Source organism: Coprobacter fastidiosus, assembly GCF_982245605.1.
Genome location: NZ_CEVCIF010000003.1, coordinates 60716 through 85008 on the forward strand (window position 1 = coordinate 60716; position 24293 = coordinate 85008).

Consider the following 24293-nt stretch of genomic DNA (forward strand, 5'->3'; position numbering starts at 1 on the left):
CTAATTATATATCTTTCATTGATAACTGCACTCTTTTCCGCTCTTTATCCACACTCATCACTTTTACCATAATCTGCTGATGTATAGATACTATCTCTGTTGGATCAGATACATATCTGTCTGCCAATTGCGAAATATGCACCAACCCGTTTTCTTTAATACCGATATCTACAAAACATCCGAAATTAGTAATATTCGTCACAATCCCCGGAAGTAGCATTCCTTCCTTGAGATCATCTATCGTTTTCACCGAAGCATCGAACTCGAACACTTTAATAGTTTGTCGAGGGTCTCTACCCGGTTTATCAAGTTCTTCTAAAATATCTTTCAAAGTCGGCATCCCGACTTCTTCAGAAAGATAATTCTCCAGCACCAACCGTTTACGAAGTTCTTTATCAGCTATCAATTCTTTGACGGTACAGCCTAAATCAAATGCCATTTTTTCTACCAAAGCATAACGTTCGGGATGCACTGCCGAATTGTCCAAAGGATTTTCCGACGAAGCAATTCTCAAAAAGCCGGCAGCTTGTTCAAAAGCCTTTTCTCCCATACGAGGAACTTTCAGCAATTCTTTTCGGGAGTGAAACGGTCCGTTTTCCTTACGGTAATCTATGATATTTTGCGCCAACTGAGGTCCTAATCCTGAAATATATACCAACAGATGCTTACTTGCCGTATTAATATCCACACCGACAGAATTAACACAATTCTCGACAGTCTGATCCAAAGATTTCTTAAGCTTACCCTGATCAACATCATGCTGATATTGTCCTACTCCGATAGATTTCGGATCTATTTTCACCAATTCCGCAAGCGGATCCATCAAACGCCGGCCGATAGATACAGCACCTCTTACAGTTACATCATACTCCGGAAATTCTTCTCTGGCAACTTTCGAAGCAGAATAAACAGATGCACCATTTTCACTGACGACAAATACCTGGACTTTTCTATCATAACGCAAATTGGTAATAAAATTTTCTGTTTCCCGACTTGCCGTACCATTACCGATCGCTATTGCCTGAATGTCATATACCTCTACTAAATGCGTTATTTTTCGAGCCGAACCGGAAACATCCTGACGAGGAGGATGCGGAAATATCGTCTCATTATGTAATAGATTTCCCTGAGCATCCAGACAGACAACCTTACATCCGGTACGAAATCCCGGATCGATTCCCAACACTCGTTTCTGCCCTAAAGGAGGAGCTAGCAACAGTTGTTTCAAGTTTTCAGAAAAAACCCGAATAGCCTCGTCATCGGCTTTTTCTTTAGACGATGCAGCAAACTCAGTCTCTATCGAAGGTTTCAATAAACGTTTATATCCGTCACGCACCGCATCGGATACGAGTGCAGCCGCAGCCGTAGCATTCTTTATAAACTGACCTTCAAGACGGTCTATACAAAGTTCATCTTCCGGTGATATAGAAACTTTTAAAAAACCTTCGGCTTCTCCTCTACGCATTGCTAACAAACGATGAGAAGAACAACGATACAACGGCTCAGACCACTCGAAATAATCTCTATATTTCGCAGCTTCTTCAACTTTCGTTTTTACTACACGAGACGATATTACAGCTTCCCGCCGAAATAATCCACGTACGGTATTTCTTGCTCTTTCATTTTCAGAAATCCATTCGGCAATAATATCACAAGCACCTTTCAACGCATCTTCGCTATCTTTAACTTCCCCTTTTATAAAAGCTGAAGCTTTATATCCCGGATCACCGGGTTGCTGAATCATCAGCCATTTAGCCAAAGGTTCTAAACCCTTCTCTCGGGCTATCTCCGCACGAGTGCGACGTCTCGGTTTGTATGGCAAATAGATGTCTTCCAACTCCATCATATCCCAAGAAGACTCTATACGATTTTTCAATTCCGAAGACAATTTTCCTTGTTCCTCGATTGTTGAGAGGATTGTCTGTTTCCGTTTTTCTATCTCACATAATTTATCATATCGGTTTTTTATATCGGCAATCTGCACCTCATCTAACGCTCCGGTCATCTCTTTCCGATAGCGGCTTATAAACGGAATCGTAGCTCCGTCCTCAAGTAAGGCTATCGTATTTGAAATCTGATCGGCCTTGATATTCAAAGCCTTTGAAATCAACTGTGGAAATATTTTATTCATTCTCAAATAATAAATTTACTGAATTCTTACAATTTTATCAGCTATTCTCGTCTCATCATCTTGATGTGTAACATACAAGATAGTCTTTCCGTACCGGACCTGCCATTTCCGCAAATAGTCCATAACTTTTTGCTTCAGATCAAAATCGAGCCCTTTAAACGGTTCATCAAGCAAATATAAAGATGCAGGGAAAAACATCATTCGCGCCAATACAACACGTTGACATTCTCCCCCGCTCAACGTTCCAGGAAAACGATCTATACAATTTCGCATATCCAGTTGTTCCAAAATCTCGATTATTTCTTTACGAGCTGTCTCCTTCCGCATACAAAAGGCACGGGAAAGTGCAATATTTTCACATACTGTCAGATGGGGCAAAAGTCTATATTCTTGAAAAAGGAAAGCCACTTTGCAATCTTTTTCTAAAGGGACATCTCCCGCTTCGGCATGATCCAGTCCCGACAACAGACGTAACAAAGTCGTTTTCCCATATCCGGAAGAAGCCATCAAACAAGTAATTTCCCCTCTCGAAACAGACAACCGTAACTCCGATAATAAGATTTTATGTCCGTATCTCTTTCGAATCCCCTCTATATTAAGAATATCGGGAAAATTCTCCATTATTTTTTCCGCATAATCTTTTGAGGCGAAAGAAACCGGGAAACTATATTTTTCAGCCCTTTTCAATAACAATTCAAAACCGTATGATATGACTACGGCAACCAACGTCCATGCCAGCAAACGGGGAACTTCTATAAAGCCGTGAGCTTCACGAATCATAACACCGATACCCGTAACGGGTTGGGCCAAAGCTTCTCCCATAATAATAGCTTTCCATCCTAATCCTGCCGTAGAGATCAATCCGCTGAAAAGATAAGGCGATACTGCCGGATAAATAATATGTTTTATCTTTTGCTTTACCGAAAAAGCATACATATAGGACATTTCCAGCAAGGAGTGATCGATATTCCGAAAACCGGCTATTAAATTCTCGGTCAATACCGGAACTATAGTTATTAACGCCATTACCAGAGGAATATATTCCGGAGAAAACCAAATCAAAAATAAAAACAAAAATGAAATAATCGGAACGGAACGAAGTAAGGTCAAAAAAGGATGGATATAGGTGCGAAACGCATCCGATCGGGAAGCGCGCCATGCCAATATCGCAGCCAGACAAAGGGAAAGCAATATCCCGCATATTCCTCGCAACAAAGTTGATGATACGGCAGACAAAAAAGAGGCTTCCGAAAACAAATAAAATACTGCTGTAATAAGCTGAAAAGCCGAGGGAAAAATATCTTTATTCCCGATATATAGCGAAAAAAACTGCCAACATAGCAATACGGTAAACCATGAAGCGGCAATAAGAATATATTTTTTTCGCTTTTTCATAAAATCATATCGAATTATCAGATATATAGAATCTATCATCCGGGAACTTGCCTCCTATGGATTTCGGATAATACTTGAAGATAACCTGCAACAAACTATCTACTGAATTTCTGACCGAAGATCGTGACCTGTATTCGATGCGACAACGGTCATATACTGTTGCCAAATCAATTTTACCGGGTAGTATTTTGTAGTGTATCAGCCGACTTTCCGTTTCCGGATTTTCAGGTGTACTCTTCCTCACTGAAACCGACAATAAAGAATCGACAGAATTTAATAAATGTATGTCTTGCTTTATTTCCGAGCTAACGACCACTGCCGTTTGAGCAAAACCAACCGGACTGAATTCTTTTGCCAAATCATAGCGGACAAATAATGATGAATCTTTTTGTAATGCCAAAGATACAAATGGTTCCGGCAATATAGCATCCGATATCTGACGACTCATCAAGGCTCTAAACAGATCTTGAGGTGTAGAATAGGTATAATCGGGATAGACATCCTGTAAAGCAGAAACACTTTGTAAATATTTCAGCAATACGTCAGAAGTTGTACCTTGTCCAAATAAAAATATGGGAAACGGCGATTTATCGGTTCTACTTCCGGACGAGATCCAAAACAAATTTCCCCAAACCGGACAAGCCAAAAGAGAATAACCTGTATTTTTATTATACAAATTTACAGCAGAAGAAAGCGGCAAGACCGCCACATCTATTTTTTTTTGTATCATTAACGCCTGTACTTTCATCGGATTATCATACAAAACAGTTTCGAACCGCTTTCCCTGAATACAATAAACAGAGTCTAACAAATTTGAAAATGCTATTGCCGAAGGCCCTTTCAACAGTGCCATACGAATTACAGGCGAATCGGACGGTGCTTTTCCACAAGAAAAACCTGTTATTAAAAAGAAAACGCAAATTATAACTTTTACGATATACATTTAAGTCGAATTACTGTTATCTCAGGCGTTGCTCCTACCCGCATCGGCATAAACACACAACCTATACCTTCGTTTACATATAAATACTGATTCCCCTCCCTATAAAGTCCGCTCCAACGAGGATAACGTATCTCTGCCGGAGAGTAACGCCAATCTCCCAACTGTAACTTAATTTGCATAGCATGAGTATGTCCCGAAAGAGACAAATCTATATTTGTACCCGATATAACTTCTTCATCCCAATGCATCGGGTTATGGGTTAATAAAATCTTAAAACAGTCATCATTCAAATCCGGATAAGCAGCCCTCAAATTTCCGTATCTCGGGAAAGGAGGTTCTCCCCAATTTTCAACTCCGATCAGGGCTACAGAATCATTACCGCTATACAAATACACCGACTCATTATTCAGCATTCGCCACCCTATCTCTTTTTCTTTTATTCTGAGGAGTTTCCGATTTTCTAATTTTTCCGATACATTTTTCCATGGTACATAATCCCCGTAATCATGGTTACCAAGAATCGAATATACTCCGTTCTTTGCTTTCAAACCGGAAAGCACATGCAAAAACGGTTCTAATTCGGCACTGCGCAACGTGACCAAATCGCCGGTAAAAACAATCAAATCGGGCTCTAATTTATTAACCTGCCGTACCATCTCGGATATGAATATTGTATCTGATCCAAAACTTTCTAAATGAATATCGGAAATTTGTACGATTTTATAATCATTAAATCCTTCCGGTAATCGGGATGACTCTACAGAAAGCTCTCGAATAACCAAACGCTCCCGATTGATAAACGCCCCATAAGCCATAGATCCGAAAACAAACAAAGCTCCTACAATTCCTGCATAATGGAATATACGGAGCATCTTTTTCCTAAACAGGCAAGACACATAATCCCATACAGAAAGTAAAAAATAAGTAATCTTAGGAGCATAAACCAAAAAGTAGATAAACATAAACCATATGAATACCATACGGTTATCGATATCTTGATGGTTCTTCATAAGAGCATAAGCAAACAAAAACGCAGCCAACAACAAACAATTAATTCCCCAATAAGATATACGCAGCCACACATACCGGCAGGTTTTCCGTATAATCCGGAAATAGATATAAAAGTCTATTGCAAAATTAATGCAAACTAATGCAAAGAAAGCTATCAGTTGTAATCTCATATTTTGAATAACACGTTAGCATATCGCTTTACAAAAATACAAATAATTCCGAATCTAAAAGATGTTATTCCGAAACTCCGACAATACATTAATTTTCTTTAGAATATCCTCTTGACACTGTTCCAAACCGAAAACAAATTTAATGATAATAAATCGTTTATTTTTTGTCGCATTGATTAAATATCCTTACCTTTGCAGCCTCTTAAGTAACGGATTATTTTATTTTTAGAGAAAAAGCTATTTTTCCGTTTCATAAAGATGAAAAACAGACAAACAATTAAGATACGAAGCAATATTAAAAAACAATTTTTGAACTTTTACATATTTAATTTATACACTTTATATTAATCATGACTTGGATTGAAAATCTGCTATTTACTCCTTCATCGGTTGCACATACGGTATTATTATATGCCTTTGTGATCGCTGCAGGGGTATATTTAGGGAAAATGAAAATCTTCGGCATATCCTTAGGAGTGACATTTGTGCTTTTTGTGGGGTTATTGGCCGGACATTTCGGATTTGTAGGAGAAGCCAATATCATGCACTTTATGCAAGAATTCGGGCTTATCCTTTTTGTTTATTCTATCGGGTTACAGGTAGGCCCAGGATTCTTTTCTTCCTTTAAAAAAGGCGGAATGACCCTGAACTTACTTGCAACGGGAATCGTATTGCTCAACGTCGCCGTAGCTTGTACCATCTATTTTTTAGCCAACGGTAGAGTCGAAATGCCTATAATGGTCGGTATTTTATCCGGAGCTGTAACAAATACTCCGGGATTAGGTGCAGCACAGCAAACTTTAGCCCAATTGCATTTCGACGGGAAACTCGACGTAGTGCCCGAAATTGCTTCCGGTTATGCAGCAGCTTATCCTTTAGGAGTTTTAGGTATTATCCTCTCAATGCTTATTATACGAGCTATATTTAAAGTAAAATTGGATAAAGAAAGCCGTCAAATAGAAGAAGAAACTGCAGCCAGTGTACTCAAGCCGCATCTTGTTACCTATAAAGTAGAAAACCAACTGATTTTCGGGAAACCTTTGGATGAACTAATGAAACTCATCGACCGCAACTTTGTCATTTCTCGAATAAAAAAGAGTAATAATGAAGTTATCATTCCCCAGTCTTCTACCATTATAGAGCAAGGCGACTTACTGCTGATTGTTCTGTCGATTCAAGACGAAGATGCGTTAAAAGCTTTTATCGGCAGCACGGTAGAGATGGATTGGGAAGCCATCCATGCTCCTGTGGTATCGCGCCGCATTCTTGTAACAAAATCGGAGTTTAACGGAAGAACGATAGGATCTCTTCGGCTACCGATGGGATACCGATTAAATGCCACCCGCGTCAATCGTGCAGGTGTCGATCTGCTTGCCAACCCGAACCTGACTTTGCAAATGGGAGACCGTCTGACTGTTGTAGGAAAACTGGAGGATATAAACCGTCTGGCAGAAAGACTCGGAAACTCGATGAAACGTCTTAACGAACCAAATATGATTACCCTTTTTGTCGGGATATTCTTAGGTATTATTTTAGGAAGTATTCCATTGGCGATTCCGGGAATGTCGTCATCCATGAAATTGGGATTGGCAGGAGGACCTTTAGTAGTTGCCATATTAATAGGACGTTTCGGATACAAAATGAAATTGGTAACTTATACTTCCACCAGTGCCAGTTTAATGCTTCGGGAAATAGGGATTTGCTTATTCTTGGCAAGCGTCGGAATTACGGCAGGAGGCACATTTGCAGAAACCGTATTCAGCGGAGACGGATTACTTTGGGTATTATGGGGATTCCTGATAACGATTATACCGCTTTTGATTATAGGTTCTATCGCTCGAGGTTATTATAAAATCAACTATTTTACACTTATCGGGTTAATCGCAGGGAGCAATACCGATCCGCCAGCATTGGCTTATGCCAATAAAACCACTTCGACAGATGCTCCCGCAGTCGCTTATTCAACAGTATATCCTCTAACAATGTTCTTGCGGGTACTTACCGCCCAACTATTGATTTTATTGTTTTGCTAAATAAAAAATGAAGCCCGGAAAATTCCGGGCTTCATTTTTAGTCACACCACTTTTCATTTCTAAAACTTAGCAATAATTCATCTTTTCGGTTTGCCTGTCCGACGTAAATATTCCATTCTTATTTTTCTTTTAATATCCGAATCGGATTGATACAATTTTATAACTTGTTGAGGAGACAAAATTTCCAATAAATTGTCCATATACTGCTTGTTTAAGGCATACAATTTACGCTCCCTGTCAAGATATTCCCGAAGTATCGTCTTAGCTTGTTCGTCAGACAACGTATCGGCATTCATTCGATTAAACAATTTATGATTCTGCATATTCAAACGGGCAACCTTTTTTTGATACTGCTTATATACAGGACGAAGTTGCGATATCTGCATTTCTGTAAGACTCAAACGTTCCTGTATTTCCGATAAAGAAACTTCAACCATTCTCTCTTGCAACTCTTTTTGTTTTTCATGAACAGGAAGTCTCTGTGCCCATAACATGACCGGCATACACATAAACAATAACATTAATATTCTATTCATAACTATCATATTTAATCTCAACTAATAAATTAATTATACCATTGATCGACAATCGTCCCACCTGTAATCTCCGTAAGGAACATCAAATCTTCATCGCTTAATTCATCGATCAACTCATCCATCGGCATATCCTTTCCTGTTTGCGAATATTTAAAATCTTCCGCTAAGGTTTCTTCCCACAACGCAATCTCCAAGCTCGAGTCTCTTTGAAAAACATCATTAAAAATACTCCCGGCATTCTGGTCTGAAACAGAATAAAATTCTCTCAACGAATCACCAGCAGAAACTTCTGCCATCTTTAATCGATCCTGAACTTCTTTCTTATGTCCGACTCCTATGTAAACCAACAATAATAAAATTGCAGCAACACTCCCCAACATGTAAAAGAAATAGTTCCTGCGAACACCTGACTTTCGAGAAATTTTTTCTTGTCTGCAAGTCTCGAGGACATTACGAGTAACTCTCTGTAAAGCCTCTTCATCTACCCGATAAGGTAAACGCTTACCAACCCGATCAAAATCAAAATCAAAATCTTTATCTTTCATATCTGACTATTTACCATATATTTTTTTACTTTTTCCACAGCGTAATGGTAGCCGGTTTTCAATGTTGCCACCGATTGTCCTGTAATACGACTTATCTCTTCATAGCTCAGTTCATCATAATATCTCAAATTAAAAACAACCCGTTGTTTTTCAGGCAAACGCAAAATCGCCTCTTGAAATCTCAATAACAATTCATCTGCATCTGTATTATTTTCGGCATAAAGCGTTCGTATCAGCATATCACTGACCTCTTCATACGGTGTAAAAGATAACTTCTTACGGCGTAAAAATTGCAAACTTTCATTTGTCGCAATCCGATAGAGCCAAGTAAATAAACGACTTTCACCTCTAAATTCATCTAAAGACCGGTATGCCTTTATCAATGATTCCTGCAAAATATCCTCCGCATCCTCATTCGATACGACCAAACGCCGTATGTGCCAATACAGAGATTCACGATACATCAAGACCAGTTGTTCAAACCCTGCATTACACATTTTCGGGTCACGCAACTTCATTATTATATCCTGCTCTGTATCTCCAACCATAAAACAAAATCTAAATTTTTAATTAATTCTATCTATTGGATGCCTATTTATCAATAAAGTTAAACCTATTTACTTCAATTTTTTGCTTTATCTGTAAAAAAAGAAGATTTGTCGGTGAAAAGCTACCCTTTCTATATTTCGATTGGCTGAGAAAATAGCCATATTTAACTTTGTATAAACACAAAAAGAAAGACTTATGAATTATTATCGTATCGGAATTTTCGTGTTTTGTTTCTGTACAGGAGGATTACGGTTATTATCTGCTCAAGAAAAACCTCAAGAGTGGACTTTAAAAAACTGCATAGACTATGCACTGACACAAAACATTCAACTCAAAAAAAGTAAAATCGCATTAGAAAGCAGCCAGGTAGACAGCAAATCTGCCCGAGCCAAATTGTTCCCGTCTCTTTCATTCGGGTCAACTCAACAGTATATAAATACACCTTTTCCCGAAGGTAACAGTTTAGATAATTACGTAGTTACCGGGAGTAAAGGCAGTAGCAAAAACTCATACACCGGAAACTATTCTCTTCGATCATCGATGACCTTGTATAATGGAGGAAAATTGCGAAATAACATCAAGTCTTCCAAACTACAAGAACAAGTACAACAATATTCGGTAGAAGAAGAAATCGATAATATCGAAACTTCTATTACCGAAAGTTTTTTACAAATACTATATGCACAAGAGTCTGTAAAAATCAATGAAGAAACCGTAGCTCTTTCAAAACTACAATGCGAACGTGGAAAGGCTCTATTGGAAGCCGGTTCTATTTCTCAAAGCGACTATGCCCAATTAGAATCACAATACAGCTCGGATAAATACCAACTCGTACTTTCACAAACGACTCTGGAAAGCAACATACAGACGTTAAAACAACTTCTGGAAATGGATATGACAGAAACTCTGAGTATTTCTACTCCGATTCTCGAAGCACATGACGTCCTGACACCATTACCCGGAAAAGAGGAAGTTTACCAATCGGCTTTAAATTTTATTCCCAGCATACAAAGCGGAAAACTCGGAATAGATATTGCCAAACTGGAACACAAAAATGCCAAAGCCGGATACTATCCCACTTTAGATTTGTCAGCAAGTGTCGGTACGGGCCATATTTCTGGCAGTGATTCTAATTTCGGACAACAAATGAAAAATAAATTGAACGAAAGTATCGGACTCACTCTAAGCATACCGATCTTCAATAACAGAGAAAATAAATCGGCGGTAGAAAAAGCTAAATTACAAATTTCTGAAGCTGAATTGGAATACCTTAACGCTCAAAAAGAACTTCAAAAAACAATAGAAGATATTTACCTGGACGCAACTTCATCTCAAGCTCAATATGCAGCCGCCATAGAACAAGTAAAAGCATCAAAAACCAGTTACAATCTGGCACAAGAACAATTCAATTTAGGAATGAAGAATACGGTAGAATTGCTCACTGAAAAAAATAATTTTCTTTCAGCACAGCAAGAAATGTTACAAGCCAAATATATGGCTATTCTAAATGCTCAGTTATTAAGATTCTACCAAGGCAAAGAAATAACTCTTTAAATAAAAACGAATAAAAAATTAAATAGACATATACAATGAAAATAACAAAAAAGAAAACCGTCCTTATTGTCATAATCATAGCGATCATAGGAATAGTTATATGGATGTTAAGTAACCCATCCAAAAAGAACGAAATAGCATTCGATACGGCAATTGTAACAAAACGAGACATATCGAACTCGGTAACAGCAACGGGAAGTATAGAGCCCGTTACCAAGGTAGAAGTCGGTACTCAAGTATCCGGAATCATCGATAAGTTATATGCAGATTATAACTCAACAGTAACCAAAGGGCAACTAATCGCCGAAATGGACAAAGTTACTTTGCAAAGCGAACTCGACTCTAAACAAGCGGCTTATGACGGAAGTAAAGCTGAATATGAATATCAACAGAAGAAATATGCCCGTAGCAAAACTTTATATGACAAGAATCTGATCAGTGATACCGAATATGAAGAGGCTGTCTATAACTATGAAAAAGCAAAAAGTACTTATCAAAGTCAAAAAGCAGAGCTGGCAAAAGCAAAACGAAATCTTGCCTATGCAACCATCACATCACCTATCGACGGTGTCGTAATAAGCCGTGATGTTGAAGAAGGTCAAACCGTAGCCGCCGGATTCGAAACTCCTACCCTCTTCACGATCGCTGCAGACCTGACCCAAATGCAAGTAGTTGCAGATGTCGATGAGGCAGATATAGGCGGTGTTGAAGAAGGTCAACGAGTAAGTTTTACCGTAGATGCATATCCCAATGATACATTCGAAGGAAAAGTTATGCAAATACGCTTGGGAGATGAGAGCAGTTCAAACAGTAGCAGCACCTCTTCTACATCGACCGTCGTTACTTATGAAGTAGTTATTTCAGCCCAAAATCCGGAATACAAACTAAAACCTAGATTAACAGCAAACGTAACAATCTATATCCTCGATAAAAAAGATGTACTTAGTGTTCCGGCAAAAGCTCTTCGATTTACTCCGGAAGCTCCGTTGATCAATCCAGACAATAAAATCATCGATTGTAAGGCAGAACATAAAATATGGACACTCGAAGGAAACACCTTTACCGCCCACCCTGTAAAGATCGGTATTACGAATGACATATACACAGAGATTCTCGACGGCGTTACGGAAGGAATGGAAATCGTTACAGAAGCAACGATAGGACAACAAGCCAATCCTGAAATTTTTATAGGAGAATCTAAAGAACAAAATCCATTCATGCCTGGCCCTCCGGGAAGAAATAAAAAAGATAAAAAATAATTCACCGACAATAAAAAGGAACGGATAACTATTTATTATGAAAAAAGTAATCGAATTACAAAATATAAGAAGAAATTTCCAAGTCGGAGATGAAATCGTCCACGCTCTTCGGGGTATATCGTTTACGATTTATGAAGGTGAATTCGTAACGATTATGGGAACATCCGGATCTGGTAAATCAACACTACTCAATACATTAGGTTGTCTCGATACTCCAACAAGCGGTGAATATTTTCTGGATGGCATATCCGTGCGCACGATGAGCAAATCGGCACGTGCAATATTAAGAAACAGAAAAATCGGCTTCGTATTCCAGAATTACAATCTTTTACCCAAAACAACAGCCGTAGAGAATGTAGAGCTCCCGCTGATGTATAATCCTGACATCAATAGTGCAGAAAGAAAAAAAAGAGCGATAAAAGCTTTACAAGATGTTGGATTGGGAAACCGCCTGGAACACAAATCAAACCAAATGTCCGGAGGCCAAATGCAACGTGTGGCTATCGCACGTGCATTGGTAAATAATCCGGCCGTAATTCTTGCCGATGAAGCAACCGGAAACCTTGATTCGAGAACATCTTTCGAGATTCTCGTACTCTTCCAGCAATTGCATGCCGAAGGGCGTACGATTATTTTCGTTACTCACAATCCGGATTTAATACAATACAGTAGCCGGAATATCCGATTACGGGACGGTAAAGTCATAGAAGACTCTATAAATAAAAATATCATGTCGGCAGCAGAAGCGTTAGCGGCTATGCCTAAACCCGAAGATGACGAATAAAACGTAAAACAATGAACGTAACCAATCTATTAAAAATAGCCTTGCGTGCGCTTGCAAACAACAAACTGCGGGCTTTCCTTACCATGTTGGGAATCATTATCGGTGTTGCATCGGTTATCACGATGCTCGCCATAGGACAAGGATCAAAAAAAAGTATTCAAACTCAGATCGCAGAAATGGGGTCTAACATGATCATGATACATCCCGGTGCAGAAATGCGGGGCGGTGTACGTCAAGATCCTTCAGCCATGCAGACTCTGAAACTGGATGATTTCAAATCTTTACAAGATGAAACAAATTTTTTGTCGGCTGTCAGTCCGAACGTATCATCTTCCGGTCAATTGATAAACGGAGCAAACAATTATCCATCATCCGTAACCGGAGTCAGCCCCGAATATCTCGAAATACGGCAACTCTCCATAGAAAACGGAACGATGTTCACAAACGCTGACATACAAAGCTCCGCCAAAGTCTGCGTGATCGGAAAAACAATAGTCGATAACCTCTTCCCCGACGGAAGCGATCCTATCGGGAAAGTAATCCGTTTTAACAAAATCCCGTTCAAAGTAGTCGGTGTTCTAAAATCTAAAGGGTATAACAGTATGGGGATGGACCAAGACGATGTCGTACTTGCCCCTTATACGACTGTCATGAAAAGATTACTCGCAGTTACTTATCTGCAAGGAATCTTCGCTTCTGCCCTCACAGAAGACATGACTGATAATGCAACAGAAGAAATTACTGCGATTTTAAGAAAAAATCATAAACTGAAAGAGTCCGATGACGACGACTTTACTATCCAGTCTCAACAGGAATTGAGTACAATGCTGAATACTACGACCGATTTGATGACGACACTTCTTGCATGTATCGCCGGAATATCTTTAGTTGTAGGCGGTATAGGAATTATGAACATCATGTATGTATCGGTCACCGAACGTACACGTGAAATAGGTTTGCGTATGAGTGTCGGAGCAAGGGGCATCGATATCCTAAGCCAGTTTTTGATCGAAGCTATCTTAATCAGTATTACAGGAGGTATTATCGGAATATTGATCGGTATCGGAGCATCTTTTGCCGTAAAAAATATTGCACACTGGCCTATATACATACAAAGCTGGAGTGTACTGCTCTCTTTTGCCGTATGTACTATAACCGGAGTATTTTTCGGATGGTATCCGGCGCAAAAAGCATCTAACCTCGATCCGATAGATGCTATACGATACGAATAAAATCAAATAATTTCTTATATTTGTAATATAATCATAAAATGATGCCGGACACACCTAAAAAAAAATCTTTGCAATTAATCATACACCTTCTCGGATGGGGTATCGTATTCGGGATTCCTTTATTTTTTTTCGAAAGGAACTCGACCGCCGATTACATAGATCGTTATCTGCGATTTATCTCCGCACCGGTATCATTGATGATCATTTTTTATTTCAACTATTGCTATCTGATCGATAAATTTTTATTCAGAAAACAAACACGGGAATATCTGCTTTCAAATATCGTACTCATTGCATTCGTAACCTTATGCCTGCACTTCTGGCACGAACTGCATATTCCGGGAGCAATGCCTCCAAATCCTCCTAAACACTTTCAGGTAAGAAAATTTGACGGTATATTATTTTTCCTTACTCGGGACATAATTCCGTTAATTTTAGCAACCGGAATGAGTGTCGCCATAAAAATGACCAACCGCTGGATACAATCCGAAAATGAAATCAGAGAACTCGAAAAAAGCCGTACTGAAGCAGAATTAAAAAATTTAAGGAATCAGCTCAATCCTCATTTCTTATTTAATACCCTGAATAATATTTATTCTCTGATCGCTTTATCTCCGGAAAAGGCGCAACAGGCGATTATGGATTTAAGTAAATTACTCCGTTACGTATTATATGACAACAGCCCCGAATTCGTACCGCTCCAAAAAGAAATGGAATTTGTGCGTAATTACGTAGAATTGATGCGTTTGAGACTGACCGACAATACTGAAATAAAAATTTCTATGCCCCAATCGGCAAGTTCGGGAACGTTGATCGCACCTCTTTTGTTTATCTCCCTGATCGAGAATGCTTTCAAACACGGAGTCAGCAACTCCCAACCATCTTTCATACATATCGACATAAGCGAATACAGCGACCAACGCATCGTCTGTACGATCGAGAACAGTTACTTTCCCAAAAACGAAACTGATAAAAGCGGTTCGGGAATAGGACTCGACAATTTGCGTAAAAGATTGGAACTACTCTATCCGGGACGTTATCTTCTGAATATTGAACAGACAGATGACAAATATATTTCTGCATTGATATTATTCACCCATACTGAAGAAGAATGATACTGAACTGTTACATAATCGATGACGAACCTCTGGCTATACGACTATTAGAATCGTATGTCGATAAGACTCCATTTTTACGCCTGCAAGGTTCTTGTACTAATGCTGTTACCGCATTGGCCGATCTATCGGAAAGACCGGTTGACTTACTTTTTCTGGATATACAAATGCCTGAATTGAACGGTCTCGAATTTTCAAAAATCATCGGAGACAGATGCCGGATTATTTTCACCACAGCTTTCGAACAATATGCCGTAGACAGTTACCGGGTAAATGCTCTGGATTACCTTTTAAAACCTATTGCTTACCCTGATTTTCTGAATGCTTGTGAGAAAGCTTGTCAATGGTATGAACTTACGGATAACACCGCTCGAAAAAAAGAAGAATTAAAATCAATATTCATTAAAACAGACTATAAGCTAGTACAAATAGAATTAGATAAAATTTTATACGTGGAAGGCCTCAAGGACTATGTAAAAATCTATGTCGAGAACGAACCTCACCCTATTCTCTCTTTAATGAGTTTAAAATCGCTGGAAGATGTTCTCCCTTCAGATCGTTTCATCCGTGTACATCGATCTTTTATCGTACAAACAGACAAAATCAAGATTATCGAACGAAATCGGATCGTTTTCGGGAAACAATACATTCCGATTTCCGATTCATACAAAAGTAATTTTCAGGCAATGATCAACCAACGGTCAATAACCGGAAAATCCTAACAACTTTTCAAGGCTTTACTTGTTTATTATACTAACCATAACAAAAATCAAAAAGTATGAAGTACAGATGTGTCGTATGCGATTGGATCTATGATCCGGAATTAGGTGACCCGGATGGCGGAATAGAACCCGGAACTTCCTTCGAAGAATTACCCGATGATTGGGTATGCCCGGTCTGCGGTGTCGGAAAAGAAGATTTTGAACCCGTAGAAGAATAGAATCAACAAATATAATGGCCTCCGGAACAATCCTGAGGTCATTATATTTTTAGAACTTACCTAAATTTTCTGATAAAAAATGCAGGCTCGACTCGGTATTTTAATTCATTCTCAAATGTTAATAAATAACAAAAACCGACTATTTATCAAAGACAAAATCTACTTTTGCACGATCAAAAAAATATGGATATGTCAGCAAGTAAATATAAAGGGCATATAGCAATACTCACGGCTAATATCATCTGGGGACTCAATTCTCCTATTTCCAAAACAGTTTTGAATAGTGGAGATATCTCACCTTTTGCTCTCACAACATTTCGTATGGTAGGAGCTGCGGCGGCATTCTGGTTGGTCTCCCTCTTCACGAAAAGAGAAAATGTTCCTCCTAAAGATTTGGCCATGTTATTTTTTGCCGCCTTATGCGGAATCGTATTTAATCAGGGAGTATTCATTTTCGGACTTTCTATGACCTCTCCCATCGATGCCTCCATCGTATCGACAACAGCTCCGATTATTACTATGATCATTGCTGCTTTCTATTTGAAAGAACCTATTACCAACAAAAAAGTATCCGGTATATTTTTGGGTGCCGTTGGAGCACTTATGCTAATAATCAGCGGACAAAGTACAAACGTATCTTCAGGAGAAAACAAAATAGCAGGTGATCTGCTCTGTCTGTTTGCACAAGCCTCTGTCGCCACCTATTTCGTTATTTTCAAAGACCTTATCAGTCGTTACTCACCGATAACCTTGATGAAATGGATGTTTATGTACGCCAGTATGTGTTATATACCGTTCTCTTACCATGATATTGCAACAATACAGTATGAGGAACTACCCGTTTCTCTTTATTCTGAAATCGCATTTGTCGTCTTGGCAGCAACATTTTTATCGTACATGTTTATTCCCATTGCTCAAAAGACTCTACGACCTACCGTCATCAGCATGTATAATTACGTTCAACCTATCGTAGCTTCACTAATTGCCATAATAGTAGGCCTGGATACATTTACTCTCGTTAAAGCCATCGCCATCACATTAGTATTTGTCGGCGTATATGTCGTAACCCAGAGTAAATCGAAAGCTCAGATGGATGCAGAGAAAATACAGAAAGAAAAAGAAAGAGAATCAATTTGATAAAGAGTCCGCTATTCTCTTTCTCGCAGCAATAACGGCTAAAACCGTTATTACCAGATAAACCAGTCCGATAATATCCACGGCCGGCGGAACATCGCCGCTTCCGTATGCATGCAATCCGGTAAGATAATAATTGACTCCGAAATAGGTCATCAATACCGCCAATAACCCATAAACAGACATCACGCTGAATGCATAATCGCTACGCAATTTCGGCACAAAACGAGCATGAATAATCATTGCATACACGACAAGTGTTATTAAAGCCCATGTCTCCTTGGGATCCCAGCCCCAATAACGCCCCCACGATTCGTTTGCCCAAACCGCTCCCAAAAACGTACCTGCAACAAGCAAACAAACACCGATATGCAATGACATTTCGTTAATAATACGCAGTTTTCTTATTTCTGCCGACTTATTATTCCGCACAATAAAAAACATCGTCAGCACCCCGATCAGAAAACTCATGCCGAAAAAACCGTAACTTGCCGTAATCACAGCCACATGAATCATGAGCCAATAGGATTTTAAGACAGGAACTAACGGAGTAATTTCCGGGTCCATCCAATTCAGATCGGCAACAAAAAGGATAACCCCCGCAAAAAAAGCGGCAAGCGCCAAAACCAAACTCGAACGACGAGCAAACAGCAAACCGGCCAAAAGTGTAGCCCAACCGATATAAATCATAGACTCATAAGCATTAGACCAAGGAGCTTGTCCCGAGATATACCAACGCAATCCGATTCCGCATGTCTGCAAAAAGAAAAATGAAATAATCGTACCGATGCAAAAACGAACAGTCCATTTACACCAACGAGAAGGCTTAGACTGAAAATATAATATAGCCGTCAACAACAAAATTCCGGATAACACATAACCTACAGCCGAAACGAAAAACAGATTCGCTTTATTATAGAACAATTCGGCTTTCAGTCGTTTTTGTGTCATTATCTGTACTTGACTCCGGGCTTGCTGATAGACATCTATCATTCCGACAATATCGGACGGGGTTTCCCAATTACCGGTTGCATAAGAGCGAATCGATTCGTCACTATACCACAACATAATTTTAGACACAAACAAAGAATCTTTCCCAGAAAAAGCGGAAAGATCATCTCCTGCAGAAACCCATTTACCGTTTTTATCACCCGGGCACGGAAACAAGGCAAACATTTTCCCCTGTTGCAAGCCATACAATATATTTACTTTTTCATCCAACTTCAAAATATCTTTTTCAAGCCGAGAGCGAGACGATACCGGCTTCATATATATATTCTCTACAAATTTTGCAAGCTTATATGTACCATCATTTTCAAACAAATCATTAAAAGCGATCTCCCTTCCTGTCGTCCCAAGCAACTTGTGCAATTCCGAATTCGTCTGACGAATAACAGGTACACTATTCCAATAAACAGCATCGAAAATAAAACCTAACACGACCTGCTCGGAAGTCAATCCGTGAAATGAATTTTTACGATATATTTTTCTCAATAATGAGGCAGTATAAGTATCGACAGGCTCTATACGTCCCGACGGATTCTGTATTTGCAACTGCCCCCACCGATCGGCAAGAGATATGGGAAGTGCACTCTTCTGCAAATCTCTTATCGTAATCTCCTGTGCAGATACAGAAACAGAGAAAAACAACAAAAAAGACAAACCAATTGTTTTTCTATTTCCGGTAAGAACAGTCAATTTCCTGTTCAGAATTCTGAAACGAGAATCCTTATGTGCAAAAATCAAAATCATACCCAATAACAACATGGCATACCCGATATATGTTACAGATGTACCGAACGTATCATTATTTACCGAAAGAACAGTTCCCTGTTCATCGGTATCATAAGATGATTGATACAAACGATAGTTCTGTTCATATACAACTCTATTCATGTATATCTTTTCTTCCCGAACCGTACCTCCTGAAATAAGGATCAAATCACTCTCAAAAGAAGAAGGACTATGTGAACCCGGATAGCGAATCAATCTGAAATCCTGAAGACGAATCGTAAACGGTAACGTCTTGAAAACAGAACCATAAGCAATGGATATGTCGACATTTCCAACTTTTACATTCTCCGGCTCGCCGACCTGATAATCTTTCCCCGACAAAAAGACCGTACGTTCATCATTTCCGACTCTCAAAGACATTTCCAATAAATGATCGCCATTTGGCAACGATGAATATTTTACTTTATCAAGTCTGATACGGATTTTCTTATCTTCCAAACTGATTATTTCAGAAAAAGGCTGCGTAAACAATGAGTTGATCTCTACCGGAAATTCAAAATTTACAGAATGCCCTTTACTCTCGGCTACACCGGAAATGTAACACTGGTGTGTTAACATCCGGGACGTTTGTTCTCCCTCCCGAATATGTATAATCCCTTCATATCCCCAAATGCGGGTGATCAACGCTCCGGCTAACACGACAGCAAAAGCCCAATGAAATATAATAACCCCATATTTCCGATGCCTCCATAAATGTACTTTCAATGAAATCCCGACAAAATTTATGATTAAAAGCAGTTGTAAGAGATAGAACAGGACATTGTTATACACAACCGCACGAGCTGCCGGAGATCCGTAACGACTTTCGATAAATGTCGCAGCAGCCAATAATACGGCATATAACGCCAATAATATCAGCATCAATTTATAAGAGGTAAAAAAGGATAAACAACGGATACTTTTTTTCATGTGATTATTTTCTTCCGGTATAGAGAACTCAAATTATTTTTCTTTCTCCTGCATTAATAAATCATACATTTTATTCGCCATCATTTTCGCACCCTCAGCATTAGGATGTATTTTATCTTTCAATAAATCGGGACGATCTTCCAATAAAGGATGCATATCAATAATTTCTACTCCCTCTTTACTCGCTGCTTTTTTAGTCATAGGAACAATATCCCTTGCAATAACTGTATCCCATATCCCGGTTGTATCGGTCACGAACGAAACAATAGGCGTCAACAATATAACTCGTGGATTCGAAGGCAGATTCCTAAAAGAACGTATCATGGCTCTGCAATCAGCCTCAAACTCATTCAGATACTTCCGATTAATCAATTTACTGTCATTTCCTCCCAAATCGATAAACACAACATCCGGACTACAAGATAATGCTTGCAGATACTCCTTTGTATTCCAATAAGACAGATTGCCTTTTTTCAACATCGTACAACCGCTTACCCCGTAATTAAATACTTCATACCCTACACCAAGCAATGCCCCCAACTGAGCCGGATAAGCATACTTCTCTCTTTCCGGTATCGTAGCGCCATAAGTAATACTCGCTCCTATACAAGCTACACGCTGTGCATACATTTTTGCATTTCCTAAAAAGAATATAAAAACACAGATCAAATATTTATACATATAATCAATCATTAAATCTAAAAAAGAGTGAAGATGCCGACTAATAAAAATATCTCCACTCTTTTCCATCTTTCATAGCTAAATTTTACACAGACATTCTTTATGTTATTTTCAAAAACATTTTTTCAGCTCCAACAAGAAACAAATCAAAGAATAAACTCAAAAAGATCAAATATATATTTTTATCGCAAAACTTAAACAGGCTCTTTATATTTTTTTATCTGCAAATTTCATATACCGCACCTGCTGTTGTAATAAATGATATTTTATCATTATCGATGACTTTTTTTGCTACAGTATCTCCATTTTTCGACTTAACTATCAAATTTTTTGCGTCAGGATATTTTATAACGCATTCTTTGCCTGAATTAGAAGTTAGCTCGGCCGTAACGAGAACTCCGTTTTTCCATTCGGCATCGATCTCAAAATTTCCTCTCGCTTTTAACCCCTCGAATGTTCCATTCGCCCAATCATCCGGTATGGCAGGAAGCAATTCTATATAACCGCCTTGACTTTGAAGCAACATCTCCGCAATACCCGAAGTTGCTCCAAAATTTCCATCTATCTGGAAAGGCGGATGCGTATCGAACAAATTCTGATAAACTCCTCCGATATTAGCCGGATTACCTGTATATGTAAGGGTCAGCGCCTCTTTCAATAATTTATGAGCGCGGTTACCGTCTCTCAGACGAGCCCAGAAATTAATCTTCCATGCTTTACTCCAGCCCGTACCGCCATCACCTCTTGTTTCCAAAGTTTTTTTCATTGCCTCCACATACTTATCTTCCTGTACGCTTCTTCCGGCAACAATCTGCGATCCCGGATGCAACCAAAACAGATGATTGACATGTCTGTGCTGCCCGTCTCCGGTTATATCTTTCGTTACTTCGTCTTTCCACTCCATAAACTGTCCGCCTAATCCTATTTGAGGACCTGCCAATTTACTTTTCGCCGCCTTTATCTCGGCAACCTCTTTCGTATCTTTTCCCAAATCCTCACTCGCTTTAATTACAATATCGAATATTTCGGCAATCATCGCCTGAACCGTAGAACAGCCTAATGAATATTCGCCATGTTCAGGAGAATGAGACGGATTAGCGACCAACGTTCCATCCCGTTCATCCGTCCACAAGTTATCCACCCAAAACAAGGCTGCGCCTAAAAGCGTATTATAGTTTTGTTCCAAAAATTTCTTGTCACAATTAAATTGATAATACTCCCATATATCCTGACACATCCATGCTGCCCCGGCAGGAAAATGAAATGCCCCGTAACTCGTTCCCGGAGCAGTATTCCCCCATATATTATTTTCATGATGCGTTACCCAACCACGCACATCACCGCCATCAGGTTTGCAATAATAGTGCCGAGCTGTTATCTTGCCTCTGGGAACTAAACTGTTAATATAAGAAATCAACGGTATATGACAAGGGCTTAAATTGGTTTGCTGTGCCGGCCAATAATTCATCTGTACGTTAATATTGGTATGATAATCGGCATTCCACGGATTGGACAATCTTTCGCCCCATACACCTTGTAAATTCGCCGGCAAAGAGTTCTCCCGAGAGGAAGCGATCAGCAAATATCGTCCGAATTGATAATATAACATTTCGGTATATAGATTTTCTTCAACAGTATTGCCTTTGTAAAAATCTTTCAACAATATATCGGTAGTCTTAGTCGGCATTCCGGTTATATTTCCCAAATTCAAACTCATTCTGTCATACAATGCCTTATAATCCTTTTTATGCGAAGAGAGTAAATCTTCGTATGTTTTCGACTCTGCCACCATCAGCGTCTGTTTTACGGTCGTCAGAGGATCTTCATCCGAGAAATAATCGAATTTTTCATCCATAGACTGCTGATAATTCGTTGCTGCAGACATAAGCAAGATCACTTCATCAGCATCTTTCACTCGAATTTTTTTATTACCGACAACTTCAGAATGCCCACCTTTATTCAACACTTTTACTTGCTGGGCAAACTTCAATCCGTTTTCCTTATGCAAAACAGGTTGTCCCGTCATCGTTATTGTATTTCCAGATGCAGATATTTGCTTTTTTGACTGAAGGGACGTTATCGCAAATGTACGAGAGATTTTACCCTTTTTATCTGCCTTCAATCGCATTACCATTACATTATCCGGATAACTCATAAAACATTCACGGGTAAACGTCGTTCCGTTCTCCTTATAAGTTACCGAATGTACTGCATTATCTATATCAAGCATCCGCACATAATCACTATACGGCTCTAAAGGTTCATCTAATTGTTCATATTCGAGCTCTATATCCGATAGTTGCGGAGGTGTAGTCATATTGCCGGCTGCAACACCTGTAATCTCTAATTTAAAAAATTTATAACTCACTTCTCTTTTTAACGGAAACTTCAAAGTTTTTTTACGACTCTCAAAACTTATATTAGACTGTTTATCAATCAATAAATATCTTTTACCATCATTTGAACCATAAAAATTCCACGATATGGGATCTCTATCCGGAACATCATCTCCCGATGTAAGACTATAAGATTTTATTTTCTGTTTCGTCTCGTACTCCCAAGCAACATAACAGGGAAATTTCTGTTGAAACCCTTTATCAGCATACCATTTCGTATCACGATTTCCGTCAAACAATTTATCCACCCGCTGATCATAATTATTGATATTATCACAATCACTATCAAATCTTATGACATCCGGAATAACCAATGAATTATAGGCTATTTCAATATTACCTAAAGTCTGATACGAACCAAAATTATTCTTAGTTCCGCGAAGACTTTCGATGAGAGGTTTTATTCCGTCTTTTTCCTCATTACCATAATCTTTGGTAATCAACTTTCCGGTAGAATTAAAATGAGCAGCATCATTTTTAGAAAATTCATTCATTTTCTGCTGTAAAGCTCTCCTGACTTTCTGCAAATTAGCTCTATTTTCTGCAGGTGTTCCCAAATGCCCCCCATCATAATCAGGATTCTCTCCCGGACCACCGGACCATAACGAATGCTCATTAACTTGAATGACATCCCGATAAACATCGCCGAAAATCATAGCCCCCATATATCCGTTACCGATAGGAAGCGCTTCGCTTTCCCATACTTTAGCCGGTTTATTATACACAGCTTTCATTTCAGGTTGACGAAAACCAGAAAAAGATGCAGCATCTGTTTTCCAAGGACACAGGAATATCAACAGTATTCCCCAATAAATTCTACTTATTCCTCTCATCTTATAGATAAATTTCATATTAAAAACATATTTATTCGACCGACAACAGGAACTCATTCACCAATTAAAAAAGTAACATTATTTCTCTCTGTTACTTATTCTCCAACTAAAAAGATTCCTGATATCATCTTCAAAAGGAAAACTGAGACATCCTGTTCATTACTGGTCCTTTCATAACCTACCCAATAATACATCAACATCTAATGATCAGTAATAAAGTTCTTATTCAAGATTCTAACCTTACGAAGAATTTTAATTACAGATCAAATATAAAAATTGTTTTTCGATATAAAAAGGAATTAAAAATAATTTGAAGACTTTATAACTATGCGAAAACTTTACAATTCAA

Annotated in this window: 19 protein-coding genes; 9 read left to right on the forward strand and 10 right to left on the reverse strand. The window is 38.8% G+C overall.

Annotation, left to right across the window (positions count from 1 at the left end):
• Positions 1-4: 4 nt before the first annotated feature.
• Genes AC0UMU_RS01480 through AC0UMU_RS01495 form a run of 4 tightly spaced genes read right to left on the reverse strand, consistent with a single transcriptional unit; the run spans position 5 to position 5650 of the window.
• Positions 5-2131 (reverse strand): Tex family protein, encoded by a 2127-nt coding sequence (locus AC0UMU_RS01480; protein WP_270737246.1) that lies wholly within the window; start codon positions 2129-2131, stop codon positions 5-7.
• A gap of 15 nt (positions 2132-2146) precedes the next feature.
• The gene (locus tag AC0UMU_RS01485; RefSeq protein ID WP_288640260.1) at positions 2147-3526 is read right to left on the reverse strand and encodes an ATP-binding cassette domain-containing protein; all 1380 of its coding nucleotides are present in this window, start codon (positions 3524-3526) and stop codon (positions 2147-2149) included.
• A gap of 4 nt (positions 3527-3530) precedes the next feature.
• Positions 3531-4469 (reverse strand): hypothetical protein, encoded by a 939-nt coding sequence (locus AC0UMU_RS01490; RefSeq protein WP_278714656.1) that lies wholly within the window; start codon positions 4467-4469, stop codon positions 3531-3533.
• Positions 4457-5650, reverse strand: coding sequence for a metallophosphoesterase (locus tag AC0UMU_RS01495; protein ID WP_270737249.1), 1194 nt, complete (start codon positions 5648-5650; stop codon positions 4457-4459). The genes AC0UMU_RS01490 and AC0UMU_RS01495 overlap by 13 nt, the downstream gene beginning before the upstream one ends.
• 350 nt (positions 5651-6000) lie before the next feature.
• Between AC0UMU_RS01495 and AC0UMU_RS01500 the strand changes: the two genes are divergently transcribed.
• Complete coding sequence (locus AC0UMU_RS01500) at positions 6001-7683, forward strand: putative transporter (RefSeq protein ID WP_022599769.1); 1683 nt, start codon at positions 6001-6003, stop codon at positions 7681-7683.
• Positions 7684-7760: 77 nt separating this feature from the next.
• On the opposite strand, the gene AC0UMU_RS01505 is transcribed toward AC0UMU_RS01500, so the two are convergent.
• The 3 genes from AC0UMU_RS01505 to AC0UMU_RS01515 are packed head-to-tail and all read right to left on the reverse strand — an operon-like array spanning position 7761 to position 9282.
• Positions 7761-8219 carry a hypothetical protein gene (locus tag AC0UMU_RS01505; protein ID WP_147404899.1) on the reverse strand — a complete coding sequence of 153 codons (459 nt, stop codon included), beginning with the start codon at positions 8217-8219 and terminating at the stop codon, positions 7761-7763.
• 29 nt (positions 8220-8248) lie between these two features.
• Positions 8249-8764: a hypothetical protein gene (locus AC0UMU_RS01510; protein WP_278714652.1), complete on the reverse strand. Its 516-nt coding sequence runs from the start codon at positions 8762-8764 to the stop codon at positions 8249-8251.
• A complete protein-coding gene (locus AC0UMU_RS01515) occupies positions 8761-9282 on the reverse strand; it encodes an RNA polymerase sigma factor (protein ID WP_087879937.1) in 522 nt (173 codons plus the stop codon). Before AC0UMU_RS01515 ends, AC0UMU_RS01510 begins: the two co-directional genes overlap by 4 nt.
• Before the next feature lie 226 nt (positions 9283-9508).
• Between AC0UMU_RS01515 and AC0UMU_RS01520 the strand changes: the two genes are divergently transcribed.
• The 8 genes from AC0UMU_RS01520 to AC0UMU_RS01555 all read left to right on the forward strand — a co-directional run bounded on the left by AC0UMU_RS01520 (position 9509) and on the right by AC0UMU_RS01555 (position 17334).
• Positions 9509-10867, forward strand: coding sequence for a TolC family protein (locus tag AC0UMU_RS01520; RefSeq protein WP_472300228.1), 1359 nt, complete (start codon positions 9509-9511; stop codon positions 10865-10867).
• 41 nt (positions 10868-10908) lie between these two features.
• Positions 10909-12126 carry an efflux RND transporter periplasmic adaptor subunit gene (locus AC0UMU_RS01525; RefSeq protein WP_122303417.1) on the forward strand — a complete coding sequence of 406 codons (1218 nt, stop codon included), beginning with the start codon at positions 10909-10911 and terminating at the stop codon, positions 12124-12126.
• A gap of 37 nt (positions 12127-12163) precedes the next feature.
• On the forward strand, positions 12164-12910 hold the full coding sequence (locus AC0UMU_RS01530) for an ABC transporter ATP-binding protein (protein WP_022391001.1): 747 nt from the start codon (positions 12164-12166) through the stop codon (positions 12908-12910).
• A gap of 11 nt (positions 12911-12921) precedes the next feature.
• Positions 12922-14142 (forward strand): ABC transporter permease, encoded by a 1221-nt coding sequence (locus tag AC0UMU_RS01535; RefSeq protein WP_472300226.1) that lies wholly within the window; start codon positions 12922-12924, stop codon positions 14140-14142.
• A 38-nt stretch (positions 14143-14180) separates the two neighbouring features.
• Positions 14181-15257: a sensor histidine kinase gene (locus tag AC0UMU_RS01540; RefSeq protein ID WP_022390999.1), complete on the forward strand. Its 1077-nt coding sequence runs from the start codon at positions 14181-14183 to the stop codon at positions 15255-15257.
• The gene (locus AC0UMU_RS01545; RefSeq protein WP_022390998.1) at positions 15254-15979 is read left to right on the forward strand and encodes a LytR/AlgR family response regulator transcription factor; all 726 of its coding nucleotides are present in this window, start codon (positions 15254-15256) and stop codon (positions 15977-15979) included. Before AC0UMU_RS01540 ends, AC0UMU_RS01545 begins: the two co-directional genes overlap by 4 nt.
• 56 nt (positions 15980-16035) lie before the next feature.
• Positions 16036-16197, forward strand: a complete 162-nt coding sequence (rd, locus tag AC0UMU_RS01550; RefSeq protein WP_022390997.1) for a rubredoxin — start codon at positions 16036-16038, stop codon at positions 16195-16197.
• A 189-nt stretch (positions 16198-16386) separates the two neighbouring features.
• Positions 16387-17334: a DMT family transporter gene (locus AC0UMU_RS01555; protein ID WP_009317385.1), complete on the forward strand. Its 948-nt coding sequence runs from the start codon at positions 16387-16389 to the stop codon at positions 17332-17334.
• On the opposite strand, the gene AC0UMU_RS01560 is transcribed toward AC0UMU_RS01555, so the two are convergent.
• From AC0UMU_RS01560 to AC0UMU_RS01570, 3 genes are all read right to left on the reverse strand, one after another.
• Positions 17326-20034, reverse strand: coding sequence for a cytochrome c biogenesis protein (locus AC0UMU_RS01560; protein ID WP_472300223.1), 2709 nt, complete (start codon positions 20032-20034; stop codon positions 17326-17328). The genes AC0UMU_RS01555 and AC0UMU_RS01560 overlap by 9 nt on opposite strands.
• 33 nt (positions 20035-20067) lie before the next feature.
• Positions 20068-20784, reverse strand: coding sequence for a GDSL-type esterase/lipase family protein (locus tag AC0UMU_RS01565; RefSeq protein WP_472300221.1), 717 nt, complete (start codon positions 20782-20784; stop codon positions 20068-20070).
• Positions 20785-20932: 148 nt separating this feature from the next.
• The gene (locus AC0UMU_RS01570; protein WP_472300219.1) at positions 20933-23962 is read right to left on the reverse strand and encodes a glycoside hydrolase family 95 protein; all 3030 of its coding nucleotides are present in this window, start codon (positions 23960-23962) and stop codon (positions 20933-20935) included.
• Positions 23963-24293 lie beyond the last annotated feature (331 nt).

Bases quoted from the DNA above. Each gene is read 5' to 3' on its own strand.
- AC0UMU_RS01560 (WP_472300223.1), bottom strand. From the start codon at position 20,034: ATGAAAAAAAGTATCCGTTGTTTATCCTTTTTTACCTCTTATAAATTG.
- AC0UMU_RS01495 (WP_270737249.1), bottom strand. From the start codon at position 5,650: ATGAGATTACAACTGATAGCTTTCTTTGCATTAGTTTGCATTAATTTT.
- AC0UMU_RS01515 (WP_087879937.1), bottom strand. From the start codon at position 9,282: ATGAAGTTGCGTGACCCGAAAATGTGTAATGCAGGGTTTGAACAACTG.
- rd (WP_022390997.1), top strand. From the start codon at position 16,036: ATGAAGTACAGATGTGTCGTATGCGATTGGATCTATGATCCGGAATTA.
- AC0UMU_RS01565 (WP_472300221.1), bottom strand. From the start codon at position 20,784: ATGGAAAAGAGTGGAGATATTTTTATTAGTCGGCATCTTCACTCTTTT.
- AC0UMU_RS01545 (WP_022390998.1), top strand. From the start codon at position 15,254: ATGATACTGAACTGTTACATAATCGATGACGAACCTCTGGCTATACGA.
- AC0UMU_RS01490 (WP_278714656.1), bottom strand. From the start codon at position 4,469: ATGTATATCGTAAAAGTTATAATTTGCGTTTTCTTTTTAATAACAGGT.
- AC0UMU_RS01570 (WP_472300219.1), bottom strand. From the start codon at position 23,962: ATGAAATTTATCTATAAGATGAGAGGAATAAGTAGAATTTATTGGGGA.
- AC0UMU_RS01540 (WP_022390999.1), top strand. From the start codon at position 14,181: ATGATGCCGGACACACCTAAAAAAAAATCTTTGCAATTAATCATACAC.
- AC0UMU_RS01480 (WP_270737246.1), bottom strand. From the start codon at position 2,131: ATGAATAAAATATTTCCACAGTTGATTTCAAAGGCTTTGAATATCAAG.
- AC0UMU_RS01505 (WP_147404899.1), bottom strand. From the start codon at position 8,219: ATGAATAGAATATTAATGTTATTGTTTATGTGTATGCCGGTCATGTTA.
- AC0UMU_RS01500 (WP_022599769.1), top strand. From the start codon at position 6,001: ATGACTTGGATTGAAAATCTGCTATTTACTCCTTCATCGGTTGCACAT.
- AC0UMU_RS01535 (WP_472300226.1), top strand. From the start codon at position 12,922: ATGAACGTAACCAATCTATTAAAAATAGCCTTGCGTGCGCTTGCAAAC.
- AC0UMU_RS01510 (WP_278714652.1), bottom strand. From the start codon at position 8,764: ATGAAAGATAAAGATTTTGATTTTGATTTTGATCGGGTTGGTAAGCGT.
- AC0UMU_RS01520 (WP_472300228.1), top strand. From the start codon at position 9,509: ATGAATTATTATCGTATCGGAATTTTCGTGTTTTGTTTCTGTACAGGA.
- AC0UMU_RS01555 (WP_009317385.1), top strand. From the start codon at position 16,387: ATGTCAGCAAGTAAATATAAAGGGCATATAGCAATACTCACGGCTAAT.
- AC0UMU_RS01485 (WP_288640260.1), bottom strand. From the start codon at position 3,526: ATGAAAAAGCGAAAAAAATATATTCTTATTGCCGCTTCATGGTTTACC.
- AC0UMU_RS01530 (WP_022391001.1), top strand. From the start codon at position 12,164: ATGAAAAAAGTAATCGAATTACAAAATATAAGAAGAAATTTCCAAGTC.